The organism is Pseudomonas bharatica CSV86 (assembly GCF_000319305.2).
In the GTDB taxonomy this organism is placed as follows: domain Bacteria; phylum Pseudomonadota; class Gammaproteobacteria; order Pseudomonadales; family Pseudomonadaceae; genus Aquipseudomonas; species Aquipseudomonas bharatica.
This window is the reverse complement of sequence record NZ_AMWJ02000002.1, coordinates 1197270-1211938: the sequence shown is the minus strand read 5'-3', so window position 1 is coordinate 1211938 and position 14669 is coordinate 1197270. Positions and strand designations below refer to the sequence as shown.

Here is a 14669-nt window from a genome sequence, read left to right as displayed (position 1 = left end):
CATACAGTGAACCCATCGAGGCCCTTGGTGCTTGATGTTTTTCTCCACTGGAAATGACGAAATCGGCATAGTTAGGAAATTTCGACAACATTCTTGGGAAATTTCTGAAGCCTTGCAGGCCGCGCCCCGTCAGGTTTGGCGCGCTGCTCGACAGCCATGCCCGGCTGCGGCAAGCTGGCGTCCGGCTTGAAGTACGAGCGGATTTTTACCAGTCGGTCAGGAACCGGAGACACCCTCACGTGAACCCCAATGCATTTGCCATCCTGTTCCAGGGCAACGATCACTATCGACCCACTACTATCGAGGAGTTGTTATCCGGGCTGGCCTGCCTGCTGCCGCTGTTCGACGCCATTCCCAATGCGACGATATTCATCAAGGATGTACAGGCGCGTTATTTGCTGGCCAATGCTGCGCTGGTTCAGCGTTGTGGCCTGAAAAGTTTGAAACCGTTGCTGGGCAAGACCAGTGCCGAAGTTTTTCCGGCGCAATTCGGGCCGGGTTATACCGAGCAGGATCGGCGCGTTCTGCAGGAAGGGCGGGTACTGGAAGATCAGCTGGAACTGCACCTGTATGGCTCGCGCGAGCCGGGCTGGTGCCTGACCCACAAGCGGCCGCTGTTCAACCGCGAGGGGCAGATCATCGGCCTGGCCGGCGTATCGGTAGACCTGCAATCGGCCAGTTCCGCGCACCCGGCCTACGAGCGCCTGGGGGCCGTGGACGAATACATCCGCACCCATTTCCATCGCCCGGTGACCTTGAACGAACTGACCCGGATCGCCGGGATTTCCGTGGCGCAACTGGAGCGCTACTGCAAGCGCGTGTTCCACCTCACGCCGCGGCAGATGATCCACAAGGTACGCCTGGAGCATGCGCACCGCTTGTTGTCGACCGGGCTGCCGATCACCGAGGTGGCCTTGCAGTGCGGGTACACCGACCACAGCGCGTTCACCCGGCAGTTCAAGCAGTTGACCGGGTTTACGCCGAAGCAGTATCGGCGGGCGATGGGGTTGGGGGATTGAGGCCGCTACGGCCACTTGTGGCTTTTACCGGCCTCATCGCTGGCAAGCCAGCTCCCACAAGACCTGTGGGAGCTGGCTTGCCAGCGATGAGGCCATCAGCGACACCGACACTTCACGACCTCGGCTGCAACATCGGATCCTCCGGATTGATCGCCCTTAACGCCTCGACCAGCCCGTTGGCCTTGTCCACCTCGCCCGCCTGTTGCAGGTAATGCATCAGCGCCAGCCGTACATCGCGGTTGTACGGCTGCTGCTCCAGGCTCTTCGACAATTGCGCCATGGCCGCGCCACGTTGGCCCTGGTCATGCAGCGCCACTGCCAGCACATAGCCGAAGCCGGTGTTGCCGGGCTCCAGTTCTGCGGCCTTGCGCAGGGCCTTCAGCGCTTCGTCCCGTTGCCCGGCACGCACCAGCGCCAGGCCCTTGGCGTGCTGCAACAGCGCCGATTCGGGATGCCGCGCCAGCCCGTCGTCCAGCAACTGCCGCGCCTGTGCCTGCTGTCCCCGGCCATCGAGCCATTGCACCAGCGCCACCCGCGCCGGATCGAAGCCTTCGTCGCGCACCAGTGCCGCGCGCAGAGAGGGCTCGACCTGGTCGAGCCGCCCGGTGGCGCGATAGAGCATCGCCAGGTTGAGATTGGCCTCGGCGCGTTCCAGCAGGCTCAGTTGGACCTGCTCGTATTCACCCAGCGCCTTGTCGAAATCAGCGCCCGATACCGCCTGGCGCGCCGGCAACAGGGCGTAGGCGGTTTCAGTGCGCACCGCGCGGATCGGGTCCTTGAGCAGCGGCGCCAGTGGTTGCACCCGCTGTTCGGCGGGCAGCAGCGCAGCCAGGGCTTCCACGGCAGCAAGCCGCACCTGCGGCCCGTCGTTGCGCAGGTCCCTTGAGGCCAGTTCGAGGGCGCGCTGGCTGGGATAGTTGGGCAGCTCGGCCAGCAGGGTGGCACGGCGAATCGCTGGCAGGTCATTGCGTTGCAGTTGTTCGAACAGCGCCGCTGCCGCGCCCGGCTTGCCGCTGCGCAAGGCATCGAGGCTCTGGGCGTAGCGCTGCGTCGGGCTGTCACCGAGCAGCGCCCGGGCCTGCGGCGGAATGCTGAAACCATGATCATGCCGCCAGTCGTTGACCATGTAGAACTTGCCCGGCATATGGCAATCCACGCACTGCGAACCCGAAAGCCCCGGCACCTGCTGGTAATGCTCGGGTGACTGGTAGTCCCTGGCCTTGAGGCCGCGGCCATCGACCCCGGCCACGCTGGTCTTGCCCGCCGGGTTGTGGCATTGCAGGCAGACCCCGTTGCCCTCGGCCCGCAGCCGTGTGCTGTGGGGCTCATGGCAGTTGCTGCAACGCACGCCCTTGGCGAACATCTTGCTCTGGGTGAAGGAGCCGTATTCGAACACCTCGTCCTTGATAGTGCCGTCAAGTTCATACAACTCGCGGGTCAGGCGGCTGGGCAGGAAGTCGTCCATCAGCCGGTGCGTATCGACGAAACCATCGCCCAGCGGCGCCCGGCGCGCATGGCAGCGGGCGCAGGTTTCCACTTCCTTGAGGTTGTTGCCGCCCAGCAGGCTTTGCTGGAAGCCGGCGTGGTCGAGCGTGGTCTTGTTCGTTGCCCATTCGAGGTGACCGGAGGCCGGGCCATGGCAGGCCTGGCAACCAACTCCGAGGCTCTGCCACTGGCTGGAGAAACTGTTTGCGACGGCGCTGAAATTACGCTTGAAACCGGTGGTATGGCACTCCACGCACATGAAGTTGGCGTTCTGCTGCGGCTTGCTCCAGTGCAGCGGGTTCCTGAAGTCCACGCCCTGGCCCGGGTACAGGTGGAACCACTTGTTCTGCCGGGTATCCCAGGCAACACCCAGCGCCTGCAGGTGCCCGGCGCCAGTGTCGATCAGGTACTGCTGCAAGGGTTCGATGCCGAAGGCATAGGCCACCGGGAAGTCCTTCGGTTTGCCGTCGCTACCCGGCGTGTTGACCCAGAAACCGCCGTCGCGCTTGAAGAAGCGGGTCGTCTCGCGGTCGCTCTTGAAGGTGACATCGGCAAAGTTGCCGAGCACGCTGGCGTCGTCCGCCACCTGCATCGCCAGTTGGTGGTGGGAGCCTTTCCAGTGCTCGACTTGCTGGCTGTGGCAGCCCTGGCACTGTTTTTCGTCCACCAGGTGCGGCGCCGGGCGTACGGGCTTGGCGTCGGCGACCGGCGCCGCGTGTGGCGTGGTCACCGGCAACGGCGCCGGCCCTCGGTCCAGGGCGAACCAGACGCCCGCGACAACCAGCAACAACAACCCAGCCAGGACCGGCCAGAGCGCACTGCGGCGGCGCGCAGGGGAGACCACATCAGGCTTTTTCGACATGCGGATTTCCGTATCTTTTTTTCTAATGGGGCCTGCGCGGCGCTCAGGGTTGCAGGCCCAGGAACCAGCGATAGTACGGATTTCCGGGGTCTTCCCGAAGCACTTCCGGCACTTGCCGGGCCCAACGTTCGCGCTGGCCGCGGTAAGCGGTCAGGCCCACTTCGTAGAACCGCAGCAGACGCCGGCGTTGATCGGCGACCTGCAGTTTCAGCAGGCTGTCGGCGTTTTCCAGCGGTACCGGCGTGGCCAGGGCCAGCAGGCCCGGCAGGACCCGGACGATCTCGTCGCTGCGCACCCAAGGCGCATATTCGATGCGCGGCTGGTCGTCGGTCACTGCGGCGGCGTCGCCGGCGAAACGCTCCAGGCCGTGGCGGTCGGTAACCCAGGTGGCCAGCAGGGCGGCCGGCGAATCGACGCCGACGGCGGCCAGGGTGTCGCTTACTTCGGGTTGCCGCAGGCGCTCGGCGATGCGCGCGGCATCCAGTTTCAGCGGTTGCAGCGAACCCACCAGGAGCATCTCGTGGAACTCGCTGGTCCACAACGATGCATGGGGGAATACATCGAGGAAGCTGCGCACCAGGGCGCGGCTGTCGTCTTCGTTCTGGGTCGGCAGGGGCAGCCATTGGGCAACGATGCCGTGTTCGTTCAGACGCGCGGCGGCGAGCTGGTAGAAGTCTCGCGAATACAGATTGACCACGCCGGCGGCGGAGGGCGGTGGCGGCTCCAGGGTGATCAGGTCGTAGGTCTGCGGGCTGGCCAGCAGCTCGCGGCGGCCGTCGCGCAGACGCAGGTCGAGACGCGGGTCTTCGGTTGCGTGGTAATTGCCCTGGAACAGTGGCGCAGCCTTGACTACCGCGGGCAACAGCTCGGCGACCACCCGCCGTTCCAGCCCCGGGTAGCGCAACAGGGCGCCGGCGGTAATGCCGGTGCCCAGGCCGATCACCAGCGCCGAACGCGGCTCGCCGTTGTGGATCAGCAGCGGCAGCAAGGCTTGCAGGCGCATGTAGCGCAGCGACGGCATGGCATCGCCGGTGTTGGAGACGCCCTGGATATACAGGCGGCGGAAGCTGCCCTGGCGCTTCTGCTGTTCGACCACGGCGACGGTGCCGCCGCGTCCTTCCTCGTAGAACACCAGGGTGCCGTTGCGCGCACCGGGCAGCAGTTCCGCGAGGTGCTGGGGCGGGGTCAGCAGGGCCAGGACGAGGCTGGCCAGCGCAATGAGCGGCACCGCTGCACGCATCTTGCGCGCCGTGCCCTGGCTGGCAAGCACCGCGATCAGCGCCACCAGCCCGGCCAGCACCCCGAGCAGGCCGAGGCTGCGTACCAGGCCGAATTGCGGCACCAGCACGAAGCCCGCCAGGGTCACGCCGATGATTCCGCCGAGGGTATTGAAGGCCACCACCGAGCCGACATCACGGCCCACATGCCCGCGTTCGCTGGCCAGGTGCAAGGCCAGCGGAAAGGCGGCGCCCAGCAGGGTAGTGGGCAGCAGCACGATGCTCAGCGCGGCGACGGCAAAGCGCGCGCTCATCCCGCCGAGGGCACTGCCGCCGAGTGCCAGCACCGCTGCTTCGGCCTGGGTCTGCAGGGCGATCAGCCAGCGCCCGAGACCGGCGATCTCCAGCAGCGCGATCAGGCCGGCAGCGGCGATCAGCAGGGCGAAGCAGGCCCAGGGATCGCGCAGCCGGTGCACCCGCCGGGCGATCAGGGCGCTGCCGAGCATCAGCCCGGCCAGGTAGCTGGAGAGCACCACGGCAAAGGCAAAGGCGCGGGTGCTCATGAAGGGCACGATGGCTTGCGACCAGATCACCTCGTAGCCCAGTGCGACGCCACCGGCCACGGCATACAACGCCAGGGCCAGGCGCGAGCCGCGGCTGCGGGGCCAGGTTGGTTTCTTCGTTGACCGCTGCGCTGCCGGTATCGCGCAGCCACCACAGGGCACCGGCGGCGGCCAGCAGGTTGCACAGCGCGGCAGCCTTGGCACTGGCGAGCACGCCAAGCTGGGGCAGCAGGAAAAAGGCAGCGAGCAGTGTGCCGAGAATGGCGCCCGCAGTATTGGCCGCGTACAGCTGGCCGCCAGCACGGCCCACCGCGTTGGCGTCGTTGGTCAGGGCACGGACCAGCACCGGGAGGGTGCCGCCCATGAGAAAGGCGGGGATGCCCACCAGGGCGAACGGCAGCAACCAGGCAAGGGGGCCGACAAGGTTCTGCAGGCGGGCGAAAGGCCCGGCGCTGGCACCGAGGGCCAGGGTCGCGGCCACGCCGAGCACGGCGACCGCCAGTTCCAGCAGCGCGTACAGGCGCTCCGGGCGTTGCAGGCGGTCGGCACGCCGGCCCAGCCACCATCCTCCCAGCGCCAGGCCGGCGAAGAATGCGCTGATCCCGGCGCTGATGGCTTGCACCTCGACACCCACTACCAGGGACAGCTGCTTGATCCACAGGACCTGGTAGATCAGCCCTGCAGCGCCGGATACCACCAGCAGGGTCGAGGCCAGGGGCAGGGCGGTGCGGGTGGCGCGGGTGAGACGGGCGGTACGGGCTGTCGACATCAGGGCCTCAACATCCTTGTTTCAATTCTGTATCGAGGGTGCTGTTGATGGCCTAATCGCTGGCAAGCCAGCTCCCACAGGTTGTGCAAAATCCTGTGGGAGCTGGCTTGCCAGCGATAGGGCCATCAGCCACGACACACCTCTGTCACTTGGCCTGCTGCTTCATCTTCTCTGCAATCTTCGCATCCACCTGCTTTCTCACCTGGTCGATGCTGAAGCTGGCCGGGTGCTGGCTAGGTGGGTACTCGATGAAGGTTTCCAGGAACTGGCTGGCCTTCAGGGTGGCGATGGCCGTGAGGTAGGAGTTCTTCACCAGCCAGTCGTTGTACTGGTCGGAGACGATGTCCGCGCGCTCGTACGGGTCCATCCTCAGGTTGAAGACCTTCGGCACTCGCAGGCATACCATCGGGTCCTGCCAGACCTGGAAACCACCCGGCTGGCGTTGCTCGCAGAACACCGCCTTCCAGTTGCCCCAGCGCATGGCCACGAGGTCGCCGTCGTCGTTGAAGTAGAAGAACTCGTCCCGCGCGCCCTTGGGCTGCTGGCCGGTCAGGTAGGGCAACTGGTTGTAGCCGTCGAGGTGAACCTTGAAGCTCTTGCCACCGGACGCCGGGGTCCAGCCCTTGAGCAGGTTTTCCTTGACGTCCGGCACGCCGGCGGCGGCCAGCAGGGTCGGGAACCAGTCGAGGCCGGAGAACATCTCGTTGGACACCGAGCCTTCCTTGATCTTGCCCGGCCAGCGGATCATCGCCGGCACGCGGAAGGCGCCTTCCCAGTTGGAGTCTTTCTCGCTGCGGAACGGCGTGGTTGCCGCGTCCGGCCAGGAGAACTGGTTCGGCCCGTTGTCGGTGGTGTAGACGACGATGGTGTTGTCGGCGATCTTCAGGTCATCGAGGGTCTTGAGCAGCTTGCCGACATCGCCGTCATGCTCGAGCATGCCGTCGGCATACTCGTTGCCGGGCATGCCGCTCTGGCCCTTCATCGAGTCGCGCACGTGGGTATAGACGTGCATGCGCGTGGTGTTCATCCAGACGAAGAACGGCTTGCCGGCCTCCACCTGCTTCTTGATGAACTCCTGGGCACCGGCGGTGGTTTCGTCGTCGATGGTTTCCATGCGCTTGGTGGTCAGCGCACCGGTGTCCTCGATCTTGCCGTCGGCGAAGGAATGCACCACGCCGCGAGGGCTGAAGTTCTTCACGTAAGGGTCGTTCGGGTCCTGTGGCCAATACGGGCGTTCCGGCTCTTCCTCGGCATTGAGGTGATACAGGTTGCCGAAGAACTCGTCGAAGCCGTGCTTGGTCGGCAGGTACTCATCCTTGTCGCCCAGGTGGTTCTTGCCGAACTGGCCGGTGGCGTAGCCCTGGCCCTTGAGTGCCTGGGCGATGGTGATGTCGCGGTCCTGCAGGCCCACCGAGGCGCCCGGCGCGCCGACCTTGGTCAGGCCGGTGCGCAAGGGCGTCTGCCCGGTGATGAAGCTGGAGCGCCCGGCGGTGCAACTGTTCTCCGCGTAGTAATCGGTGAACAGCATGCCTTCCTTGGCGATGCGGTCGATGTTCGGCGTCTGGTAGCCGACCACCCCCATGGAATAGGCGCTGATATTGGTCTGGCCGATATCGTCGCCGAAGATCACCAGGATATTGGGTTTGTCCGCTGCGTTCGCGCCAGCGCTGGCCAATGCCGCCAGCAACGCGAGTTTTGGTCCCCATCTGCGTAAGCGTGTCATTCGATCTACCTCCATTTCGTCGTTCAGGCCGGGTTGTCGCCGGCCCATGAATGCCGCAGTACTGCGTGGTTAACGGGTGGGCTCCTTGGGTGGATTGTCGAAGGCAAACACCTGCGTCCAGTCGCGGGCCATGTCGACCACGGTCCAGCCGCGCTGGCGGGCTTCGTCGAGCGCCTTGTCGAGGCGTCCGACATGGGACTGGCGGTCGTAGGCCCATTCGCGACGGGCATCGGTGTGATGGACCAGGCCCATGAAGCGCGGGCCCTGGCCGGCGGCAGTCCACTGCAGCATTTGCAGGTCACCGTCGGAATTGCCAAAGGCCAGCAGCGGGCGCCGGCCGATGATCGCGTCGATGCTTTCCGGCTTGCCCGGGCCATCGTCGTTGCGTGCCAGCCTGGCCAGGCGCAGCAGGGTCGGCTGGCCGTCCACCAGGCGGTATTCGGTAACGAAAGCCGAGCCGATCACCTGTTCCGGCGGTACGCCGTAGACCTGCTCGGTAAAGGTGCGCATGAAGGCGCTGTCGCCGCCGGAGACGATGTACACCTTGAATTCCTGCTCGCGCAGGTAATCCATCAGCTCCAGCATCGGCTGGTAGATCATCTCGTTGTAGGGCTTGCCGCTTTTCGGATGGCGGGCGCGGTCGAACCAGGCGCGCACGCGCTGGGCGAAGTCTTCGCTGCTCATGCCGGTGTGGGTCGCGGCGATGATCTTCATCAGCCCGTCCGTGCCCGCGGCGGCCAGCGCCTGCTGGTCGTTCTCCAGCACGGCCTGGAACGGCTGGGTGGTTTTCCACTGCGGGTGGGCGGGCGCCATGCGCCTGATTTCATCGAAGGCGAACAGCACCTGGAAGTAGGCCGGCTGCTCGCTCCAGAGGGTGCCGTCGTTGTCGAACACGGCAATGCGCTGGGCTACCGGGACGAATTGCGGCGAGTCGGTCTGTGTTACCTCGGCGACGAACCGTTGCAGCGCCTGCCTCGGCGCGCTGTCGTTCCACGAGGCCAGGGCCTGGGCCTGGGTCGGCCCGTTCAGCAGCAGCAAGGCCAGCAGCAGCCAGCGGCAATCAGGGATGCGCTTCATGGTGAGGTCCTGTGTGGCGTGGGATTGAGCGGGCGCAGTCCATAGCGCTCGCGGGCGGGTGGGCGCCGGCGCCATTGCCGGTAACGCTCGCGTAGCCAGGGCGCGTGGCGGCGCACTGCATAGCCGGTCACGACGATGGCCAGTACCAGCAGCAGTGCGGCCAGCCAATGGCGGGACAGGTGCAGCGTGCCTTCGCGGCCCAGCCGTTGCAGGTCTTCGCTGACCGAATACAGCGTGACGTTGGCGGGGGCGGCTGCGGCGGAAAAGCCGATGGCGGGCAGCCGGGTTTTGTGCAGGCTGTGATCGCGGGTGCTCCACCACTGCACTTCGATGGCCGGAAGCTGGAAGTCGCCGGCGCGTTCGATGCGGTAGCTGGCGCTGTCGATGCGCTGGCCGCCGGAATTGTCGCTGGCCGTGATGCGTGGGGTTTTCACGAAGCGGCTGAGCCCGTCCACGGCGGCCAGCGGGGTGACCGGGAGCATCAGCGGCAGGGTATCGGTGGCGCGCAGGGTGACGGTGCGGGTCACGCTGTCGCCGGCCTTGAGGCCTTCGCCTGGTTCCAGCGTCTGGCTCAGTTGCAGGTCGCTGGCGACCGGCAGGTTCTGCCCCGCTGCCTGGGGCCAGTCCACCTTGAGCTGCAGCGGCTGGCTACTGGCGCTCGACGGGGCGTCGGCATTGCCTGGCTGCGCACTGACGAGCAGCGCGGGAATCTCCAGTTGGCCGGGCTGGCGCAGGGTCAGCCGGTAGGTGTAGCGCATGCCGAAGAAGGGCGTGCCATCCAGGCTCAGGGTCAAATGCTGGGCGCGATCACCCGGCGGCGTGACCACCACGCCCGGCAGCATCAGGTCGGGCAGTTGCGGCGCGCTGGTGAACCAGCTGTCGGTGAGCACATCCACCTGCAAGGGCAAGGTCTGGCCGACGACCGCCTGGTTGCCGTCGGGCAGTTGTGCCTGCACCCGTAACTGCGGCGCGGCATCGGCCTGGCCGAGGAACATGAGTACCAGCACGGCGATCGGTCTCATGGCGCCTCCCTGGCGGCGTCCTGCAAGGCGAACTTGCGTTGCAGGAACTGCCCGGGCGAGGTGCTGAGGTTGTCCAGCCAGAGGGCATCCGAGGCGGCTTGCGGGGTTTGCACAGCCTTGCCGCGGTCCTTGCCGGCCGGCTTGTCGAAGGCGATCTGGTCGGCCTTGACGTCCGGGGCGTTTTCGCCGGCCGATTCGGCATCCTTCTGCAAGGCGAGGGCCAGGGCCAGGTTGTCCCGTGCCTGCGGGAAGTCGGCTTGCAGGACGAGGGCCTGGCGGTAGGCGGCGATGGCCGGGTCGAACTTGAAACGTCGCGCCTGGATATTGCCGATGTAGAAGTACGCGGGCGCCGTGTGCAGGCGGCTGAAGCAGCTCAGGGCCAGGTCGTAGTCGGCGGCGTTGTAGGCCGCTATGCCCTTCCAGTACAGGTCCTGGAAATGCCGGGCGGCGGCAGGGTAGCGCCGATGTTCGAAAGCCCAACGGCCCTGCTGATCGGGGGTAAGAAAAGCGTCCACCAGAGGGTTGGCCCGTGTGTCCGGGGCGTTCAGCAGCAGGCCGAGCAGCAGCGCCGCGCTCCAGTTCAGGCTCCAGCCGCGGCGCACGCAGAAGAACGCGATCAGCAGCAGCGGCCAGCACAGCCAGTAGCCGGCGTCTTTCCAGTGCAGGGGCTCGCCGTCTGCCGAGGCGTTCTGGAAATGCCGACGGGCGTGGGCTTCGATCCAGTCGAGGTCGTCGTCGTTGGCGGTCAGGCTGCCCAGCGGAGCGTCCAGCGCCTTGCCCAGGCCTTCGAGGGCCTTGCGGTCGAGTCCGCCAGGCTGGCCGTCGGCATTGCCCGCCGTGAGGACCAGCACCTGCAACGACGGCGGCACCTGCAGGGTGGCGAACTGGCTGTCGTCGGCGCCATCGGTGACCAGCACCAGGGTCGCCGGTGCGTTTTGCGCCGGCAGCAATTGCCGGGTGACGTCCAGTACCCCGGCGACATCCTTCCCCGCCTGCGCGATCAACGGGCTGGAAAGCGCTTGCAGGTAACTGTCGAGCAGGGCCGGATCGCGGGTTGCCGGCATCACCAGGTGCGCGCTGCCGGCGTAGGCGATCAGCCCGGTGGCTGCGCCGCGACGGCGTTCGATCAGGCTGTGCACCTTGTGCCTGGCTGCCTCCAGGCGCGAGGGCTGGATGTCGGCGGTGTTCATGGACGCAGACAGGTCAAGGGCGATGAACAGCGGTGCACGATCGTCGAGAAAATCCGGGCGGTCCTGCTGCCAGGCCGGCCCGGCCATGCCCAGGGCACCGAGGGCCAGCAGCGCGCAGGCCAGGTGCACCGGCTTGACGCCCTTGGCCTGCTGGCCGTCGAGGCGCAGATAACGCAGCAGATGGGCGGCGATGCGTACGCTGTGCAGGCGCTGTCGTTGCTGGCGCTGCCAGAGCAGGGGCAGCAGCAGGGCCGGCAGCAACAGCCACAGCCAGGCAGGGCGCAGGAAATGCAGGGCAGCCAGATCAATGTCCATGGGCCGCCACCTCCCGTTCATTCCAGCGTGCCGCCGACCACGCCAGCACGTGGAAGAGCACGAACGACATCAGCGCGAACCCCAGCGGCAGCCAGAACAGTTCGGTCCTCGGCTGGTGGCTGAGGGTCTTCACGGCATGCGGGGTGATCGCATCGAGGGTGCGGTAGACCTCGCCCAGGGCGCTGCGGTCGCTGGCGCGGAAGAAGCGGCCACCGGTGCTCGCGGCCAGTTGTTGCAGGGTGGTCAGGTCCACCCGGGCTTCGGCCTGGGCCTGCGGGTCGCCGATGCCGATGGTGTGGATCACCACGCCACGTTCGGCGGCGATTTCGGCGGCGTGGGCCGGTGTGATGGCGCTGCTGGTGTCGTTGCCGTCGGTGAGCAGGATCAGCACTTTCTCCGGTTCGTCGGCCTTTTCCAGCATCTTCAGGCTCAGGCCAATGGCATCGCCGATGGCCGTGTTGGGCCCGGCCATGCCGACATCAGTCTGCGCCAGAAGGATCGACAGGGTAGCGTGATCCAGGGTCAGCGGGGCCTGGGCGAAGGCGCCGCTGCCGAACACCACCAGGCCGAGCCGGTCTTGCGGGCGCTGGCGGATGAAGTCGGCCACCACCGCCTTGACGGCGCTGATGCGCGACACGGGCTGGCCATCCGCGCCGGGCATATCGACGCTGTCCATGGACTGGGAAATGTCGATCGCCAGCATCAGGTCGCGCACCGGTTGCTGGTGTTCGATGGGCGGCTCGACCTTGACCGGTCGCGCCACCGCGCAGCACAGCAGGCTCCACACCAGGATATGCAGGGCCAGTTGCCAATGGTCGTGGCGGGTACCCGGCAGGTCGGGGCGCTGGCCGGTCGCCTGGCTGATCTCGTCGAAGAACGGCATGCGCACGGCGCTGCGGGCCTCCTGCCAGGGCGGCAGGCGGCGGTAGCCGAGCAATGGCAGCGGCAGCAGAAGCAGCAGCCAGGGGTAGTCAAGCTGCCACATGGTGCTGCTCCACCCAGGCGCGGCTATGGCGCAGCAGTTCGCGGGCGTCCACCTCGTGCAGGCGTGCCTGCGGGGCATAGGCCAGGTGCGCGAGAAGCTGCGCGAAGTTATCCGGTAGTGGCGCACTGGCATGGGCGACCAGGAAAGCTTGCCATTGGCTGTCATGCAACGGCGCTACGGCGCGGCCGCCAGGCATGGACAGGGCCACGCGCTTGAGCAGTTCGGGCAGGGCACGCAGCGCCTGGCAGTCGTCCGGGTGCTGTTCCAGGCGTCGCTCCAGGGCGTCGAGCCGGGCCAGGGCTTCGCGGCGATAGCGGTTTCGTTGCCAATGGCGCCAGGCACGTAGCGCCCACACCAGAACGGCGGCCAGCAGCAGGATCAGCAGCACCGTCCAGCCCCAGGTCTGTGGCCAATAGCTGACCGGCGCGGGCAGGGCGATTTCCTGCAACTGGTCGATGTCCGGCACCTGGCGGGTCATGGCTTGAGCTCCCGCAGGCGGCCGAGTTCCAGGCGCAATTGCGCGGCGGCCGGGAGGGCGGTGCTGAACATCAGCAGTGGCACCTGGCTGCGCCGCAGCAGGTGGGCGACATCCTTGAGGCGCCCGCCGAGAAAGTCGCTCAATGGCTGGCGGATGCGCTGGCGCTCCATGGCCAAGGCCACTTGCAACCGGCCCTGGCTGATCACCAGGCGGCCCTGCTGCGGCAGGTCGAGGGCCAGCGGGTCGAAGACCTGCAAGGCCAGCACATCGTTGTGCGCACGCAGTTGGCGCAGTTGCTTGAGGGTGGTGTCGCTGGCGCCGGCGAAATCGCTGATCACGCAGACCAGATGATCGTGCCGGGCCAGTTGCAGGCAACGTTGCAGGGCGTTGTCCAGGCTCTGCCGCGAATCGCCGGCGGGCACGTCGGCGGCCAGGCCGTGGTTGAAGCGCGTCGCCGTGGCGCAGATCGCCTGGAGCCGGGCCCGGCTGCGCAAGGGCGACAGGCACTGGCATTCATGGTCGTCGAAGACCACCGCGCCGACACGGTCGCCGGCCTTCAGTCCGATCCAGGCGCAGAGCGCGGCCAACTCGGCGGCAATCGCGGATTTGAAGCTGACCCGGGAGCCGAAGAACATCGACATGCGCTGGTCCAGCACCAGCAGCAGGGGGCGGTCGCGTTCCTCGGTCCAGGTGCGCACGATGGGCGTGCCGCTGCGCAGGCTGGCCTTGCAATCGAGATGGCGCAGATCGTCGCCGGGCTGGTAGCGGCGCAGTTCGTCGAAGTCCAGGCCGCGCCCGCGCAGGTGCGAAGCGTGGTTGCCCGAAAGCAGGCTGGCACGGGGCTGGCGGGCAATGAAACTGAGGCCGCGGGCCGCGAACTCCAACGCCATCAGTTGGGCGAGGGAGACATAAACCTGTCCGTCGGCGGACTGTTGCGGGGCATCCATCGCTCGCTCCTCATGCCGCAATGGCGACCTTGGTCAGCAGGCGTTCGAGCACTGCCTCGGCGTCGACCCCGTCGGCCACGGCGTCGTAGCTCAGTTGCAGGCGATGGCGCAAAACCGGGGCGAGCACGGCGCGCACATGCTCGGGGGTGACGAAATCCTCGCCCTGCAACCAGGCTTCGGCGCGGGCGCAGCGGTCCAGGGCGATGCCGCCGCGGGGGCTGCTGCCCAGTTGCAGCCAGCGGGCCAGGTCGCTGTCGTAGCGCTCGGGATGGCGGGTGGCGTCGAGCAGGTCGACCAGGTAACGGTCGATGGCCGGCGCCACCTGGATCGCGGCGATTTCGCGGCGGGCCTGGAAGAGCGTGTCCTGGGGCAGGGCGAAACCATCGCCGGCGCTGGCGCCGGTAGGCACGTTTTCCTCTTCGCGCAGCATCTTCAGGACCTGGCTTTCGCTGTCCGGAGCCGGGTAGTCGAGCAGGACCTTGAGCAGGAAACGGTCCATCTGCGCTTCCGGCAGCGGGTAGGTGCCTTCCTGTTCGATGGGGTTCTGGGTGGCGATCACCATGAACAGTTCAGGCAATGCGTGGCTGGTACCGGCCACGGTGATCTGGCGCTCCTCCATGGCTTCGAGCAGGGCGGCCTGGACCTTGGCCGGGGCGCGGTTGATCTCGTCGGCCAGGATCAGGTTGCCGAACAGCGGACCGGGCTGGAAGCGGATCTGGTTCTGGCCGCCGGTTTGCTGCAGGACCTCGGCACCGGTGATGTCCGAGGGCAGCAGGTCGGGGGTGAACTGGATGCGGCTCATGCGTGCGTCCAGGTGCCGGGCCAGGGCCTTGACCGTACGGGTCTTGGCCAGCCCGGGGAGGCTTTCGAGCAGGACATGCCCGTTGGCCAGCAGGCCGATCAGGACCTGGCGGATCACTGCATCCTGGCCGAGGACCGAGCGGGCGATGGCGGCGTGCAGGGCCTTGATGTCGGTGAGGGCGGTCATGGAATCGTCCTTGGGTTCGGCGCAGCTCC

At 66.8% G+C, this 14669-nt stretch carries 10 protein-coding genes and 1 pseudogene; 1 reads left to right on the top strand and 10 read right to left on the bottom strand.

Translation table 11 applies throughout. The features are described from left to right. The first annotated feature begins 239 nt into the window (after positions 1–239). Positions 240–1019: an AraC family transcriptional regulator gene (locus CSV86_RS19440; protein ID WP_009403642.1), complete on the top strand. Its 780-nt coding sequence runs from the start codon at positions 240–242 to the stop codon at positions 1017–1019. Positions 1020–1131: 112 nt separating this feature from the next. Here CSV86_RS19440 and CSV86_RS19435 read toward each other — a convergent pair whose 3' ends face one another. The 10 genes and pseudogenes from CSV86_RS19435 to CSV86_RS19390 form a co-directional block, all read right to left on the bottom strand. After that, positions 1132–3366, bottom strand: coding sequence for a tetratricopeptide repeat protein (locus CSV86_RS19435; RefSeq protein ID WP_009403644.1), 2235 nt, complete (start codon positions 3364–3366; stop codon positions 1132–1134). 43 nt (positions 3367–3409) lie between these two features. Further along, positions 3410–5915 (bottom strand): annotated as a pseudogene (locus tag CSV86_RS19430) (spermidine synthase). A gap of 145 nt (positions 5916–6060) precedes the next feature. Then, complete coding sequence (locus tag CSV86_RS19425; RefSeq protein ID WP_037061544.1) at positions 6061–7638, bottom strand: arylsulfatase; 1578 nt, start codon at positions 7636–7638, stop codon at positions 6061–6063. 69 nt (positions 7639–7707) lie between these two features. Continuing rightward, positions 7708–8715, bottom strand: coding sequence for an HAD family hydrolase (locus CSV86_RS19420; protein ID WP_009403651.1), 1008 nt, complete (start codon positions 8713–8715; stop codon positions 7708–7710). After that, the gene (locus CSV86_RS19415) at positions 8712–9737 is read right to left on the bottom strand and encodes a BatD family protein (protein WP_009403653.1); all 1026 of its coding nucleotides are present in this window, start codon (positions 9735–9737) and stop codon (positions 8712–8714) included. The genes CSV86_RS19420 and CSV86_RS19415 overlap by 4 nt, the downstream gene beginning before the upstream one ends. Next, positions 9734–11242 (bottom strand): VWA domain-containing protein, encoded by a 1509-nt coding sequence (locus CSV86_RS19410; RefSeq protein WP_009403655.1) that lies wholly within the window; start codon positions 11240–11242, stop codon positions 9734–9736. Before CSV86_RS19410 ends, CSV86_RS19415 begins: the two co-directional genes overlap by 4 nt. Continuing rightward, a complete protein-coding gene (locus CSV86_RS19405; protein ID WP_009403672.1) occupies positions 11232–12227 on the bottom strand; it encodes a vWA domain-containing protein in 996 nt (331 codons plus the stop codon). Before CSV86_RS19405 ends, CSV86_RS19410 begins: the two co-directional genes overlap by 11 nt. Beyond that, on the bottom strand, positions 12214–12705 hold the full coding sequence (locus tag CSV86_RS19400) for a DUF4381 domain-containing protein (protein ID WP_009403675.1): 492 nt from the start codon (positions 12703–12705) through the stop codon (positions 12214–12216). The genes CSV86_RS19405 and CSV86_RS19400 overlap by 14 nt, the downstream gene beginning before the upstream one ends. Beyond that, entirely contained in the window at positions 12702–13652 is a 951-nt protein-coding gene (locus tag CSV86_RS19395; RefSeq protein ID WP_009403677.1) for a DUF58 domain-containing protein, read from the bottom strand. Before CSV86_RS19395 ends, CSV86_RS19400 begins: the two co-directional genes overlap by 4 nt. Before the next feature lie 10 nt (positions 13653–13662). Next, positions 13663–14640, bottom strand: a complete 978-nt coding sequence (locus tag CSV86_RS19390) for an AAA family ATPase (RefSeq protein WP_009403679.1) — start codon at positions 14638–14640, stop codon at positions 13663–13665. Positions 14641–14669: the final 29 nt, after the last annotated feature.

Coding starts and splice junctions, on each gene's coding strand:
- CSV86_RS19410 (WP_009403655.1), bottom strand. CDS start 11,242: ATGGACATTGATCTGGCTGCCCTGCATTTCCTGCGCCCTGCCTGGCTG.
- CSV86_RS19400 (WP_009403675.1), bottom strand. CDS start 12,705: ATGACCCGCCAGGTGCCGGACATCGACCAGTTGCAGGAAATCGCCCTG.
- CSV86_RS19405 (WP_009403672.1), bottom strand. CDS start 12,227: ATGTGGCAGCTTGACTACCCCTGGCTGCTGCTTCTGCTGCCGCTGCCA.
- CSV86_RS19415 (WP_009403653.1), bottom strand. CDS start 9,737: ATGAGACCGATCGCCGTGCTGGTACTCATGTTCCTCGGCCAGGCCGAT.
- CSV86_RS19435 (WP_009403644.1), bottom strand. CDS start 3,366: ATGTCGAAAAAGCCTGATGTGGTCTCCCCTGCGCGCCGCCGCAGTGCG.
- CSV86_RS19420 (WP_009403651.1), bottom strand. CDS start 8,715: ATGAAGCGCATCCCTGATTGCCGCTGGCTGCTGCTGGCCTTGCTGCTG.
- CSV86_RS19390 (WP_009403679.1), bottom strand. CDS start 14,640: ATGACCGCCCTCACCGACATCAAGGCCCTGCACGCCGCCATCGCCCGC.
- CSV86_RS19395 (WP_009403677.1), bottom strand. CDS start 13,652: ATGGATGCCCCGCAACAGTCCGCCGACGGACAGGTTTATGTCTCCCTC.
- CSV86_RS19425 (WP_037061544.1), bottom strand. CDS start 7,638: ATGACACGCTTACGCAGATGGGGACCAAAACTCGCGTTGCTGGCGGCA.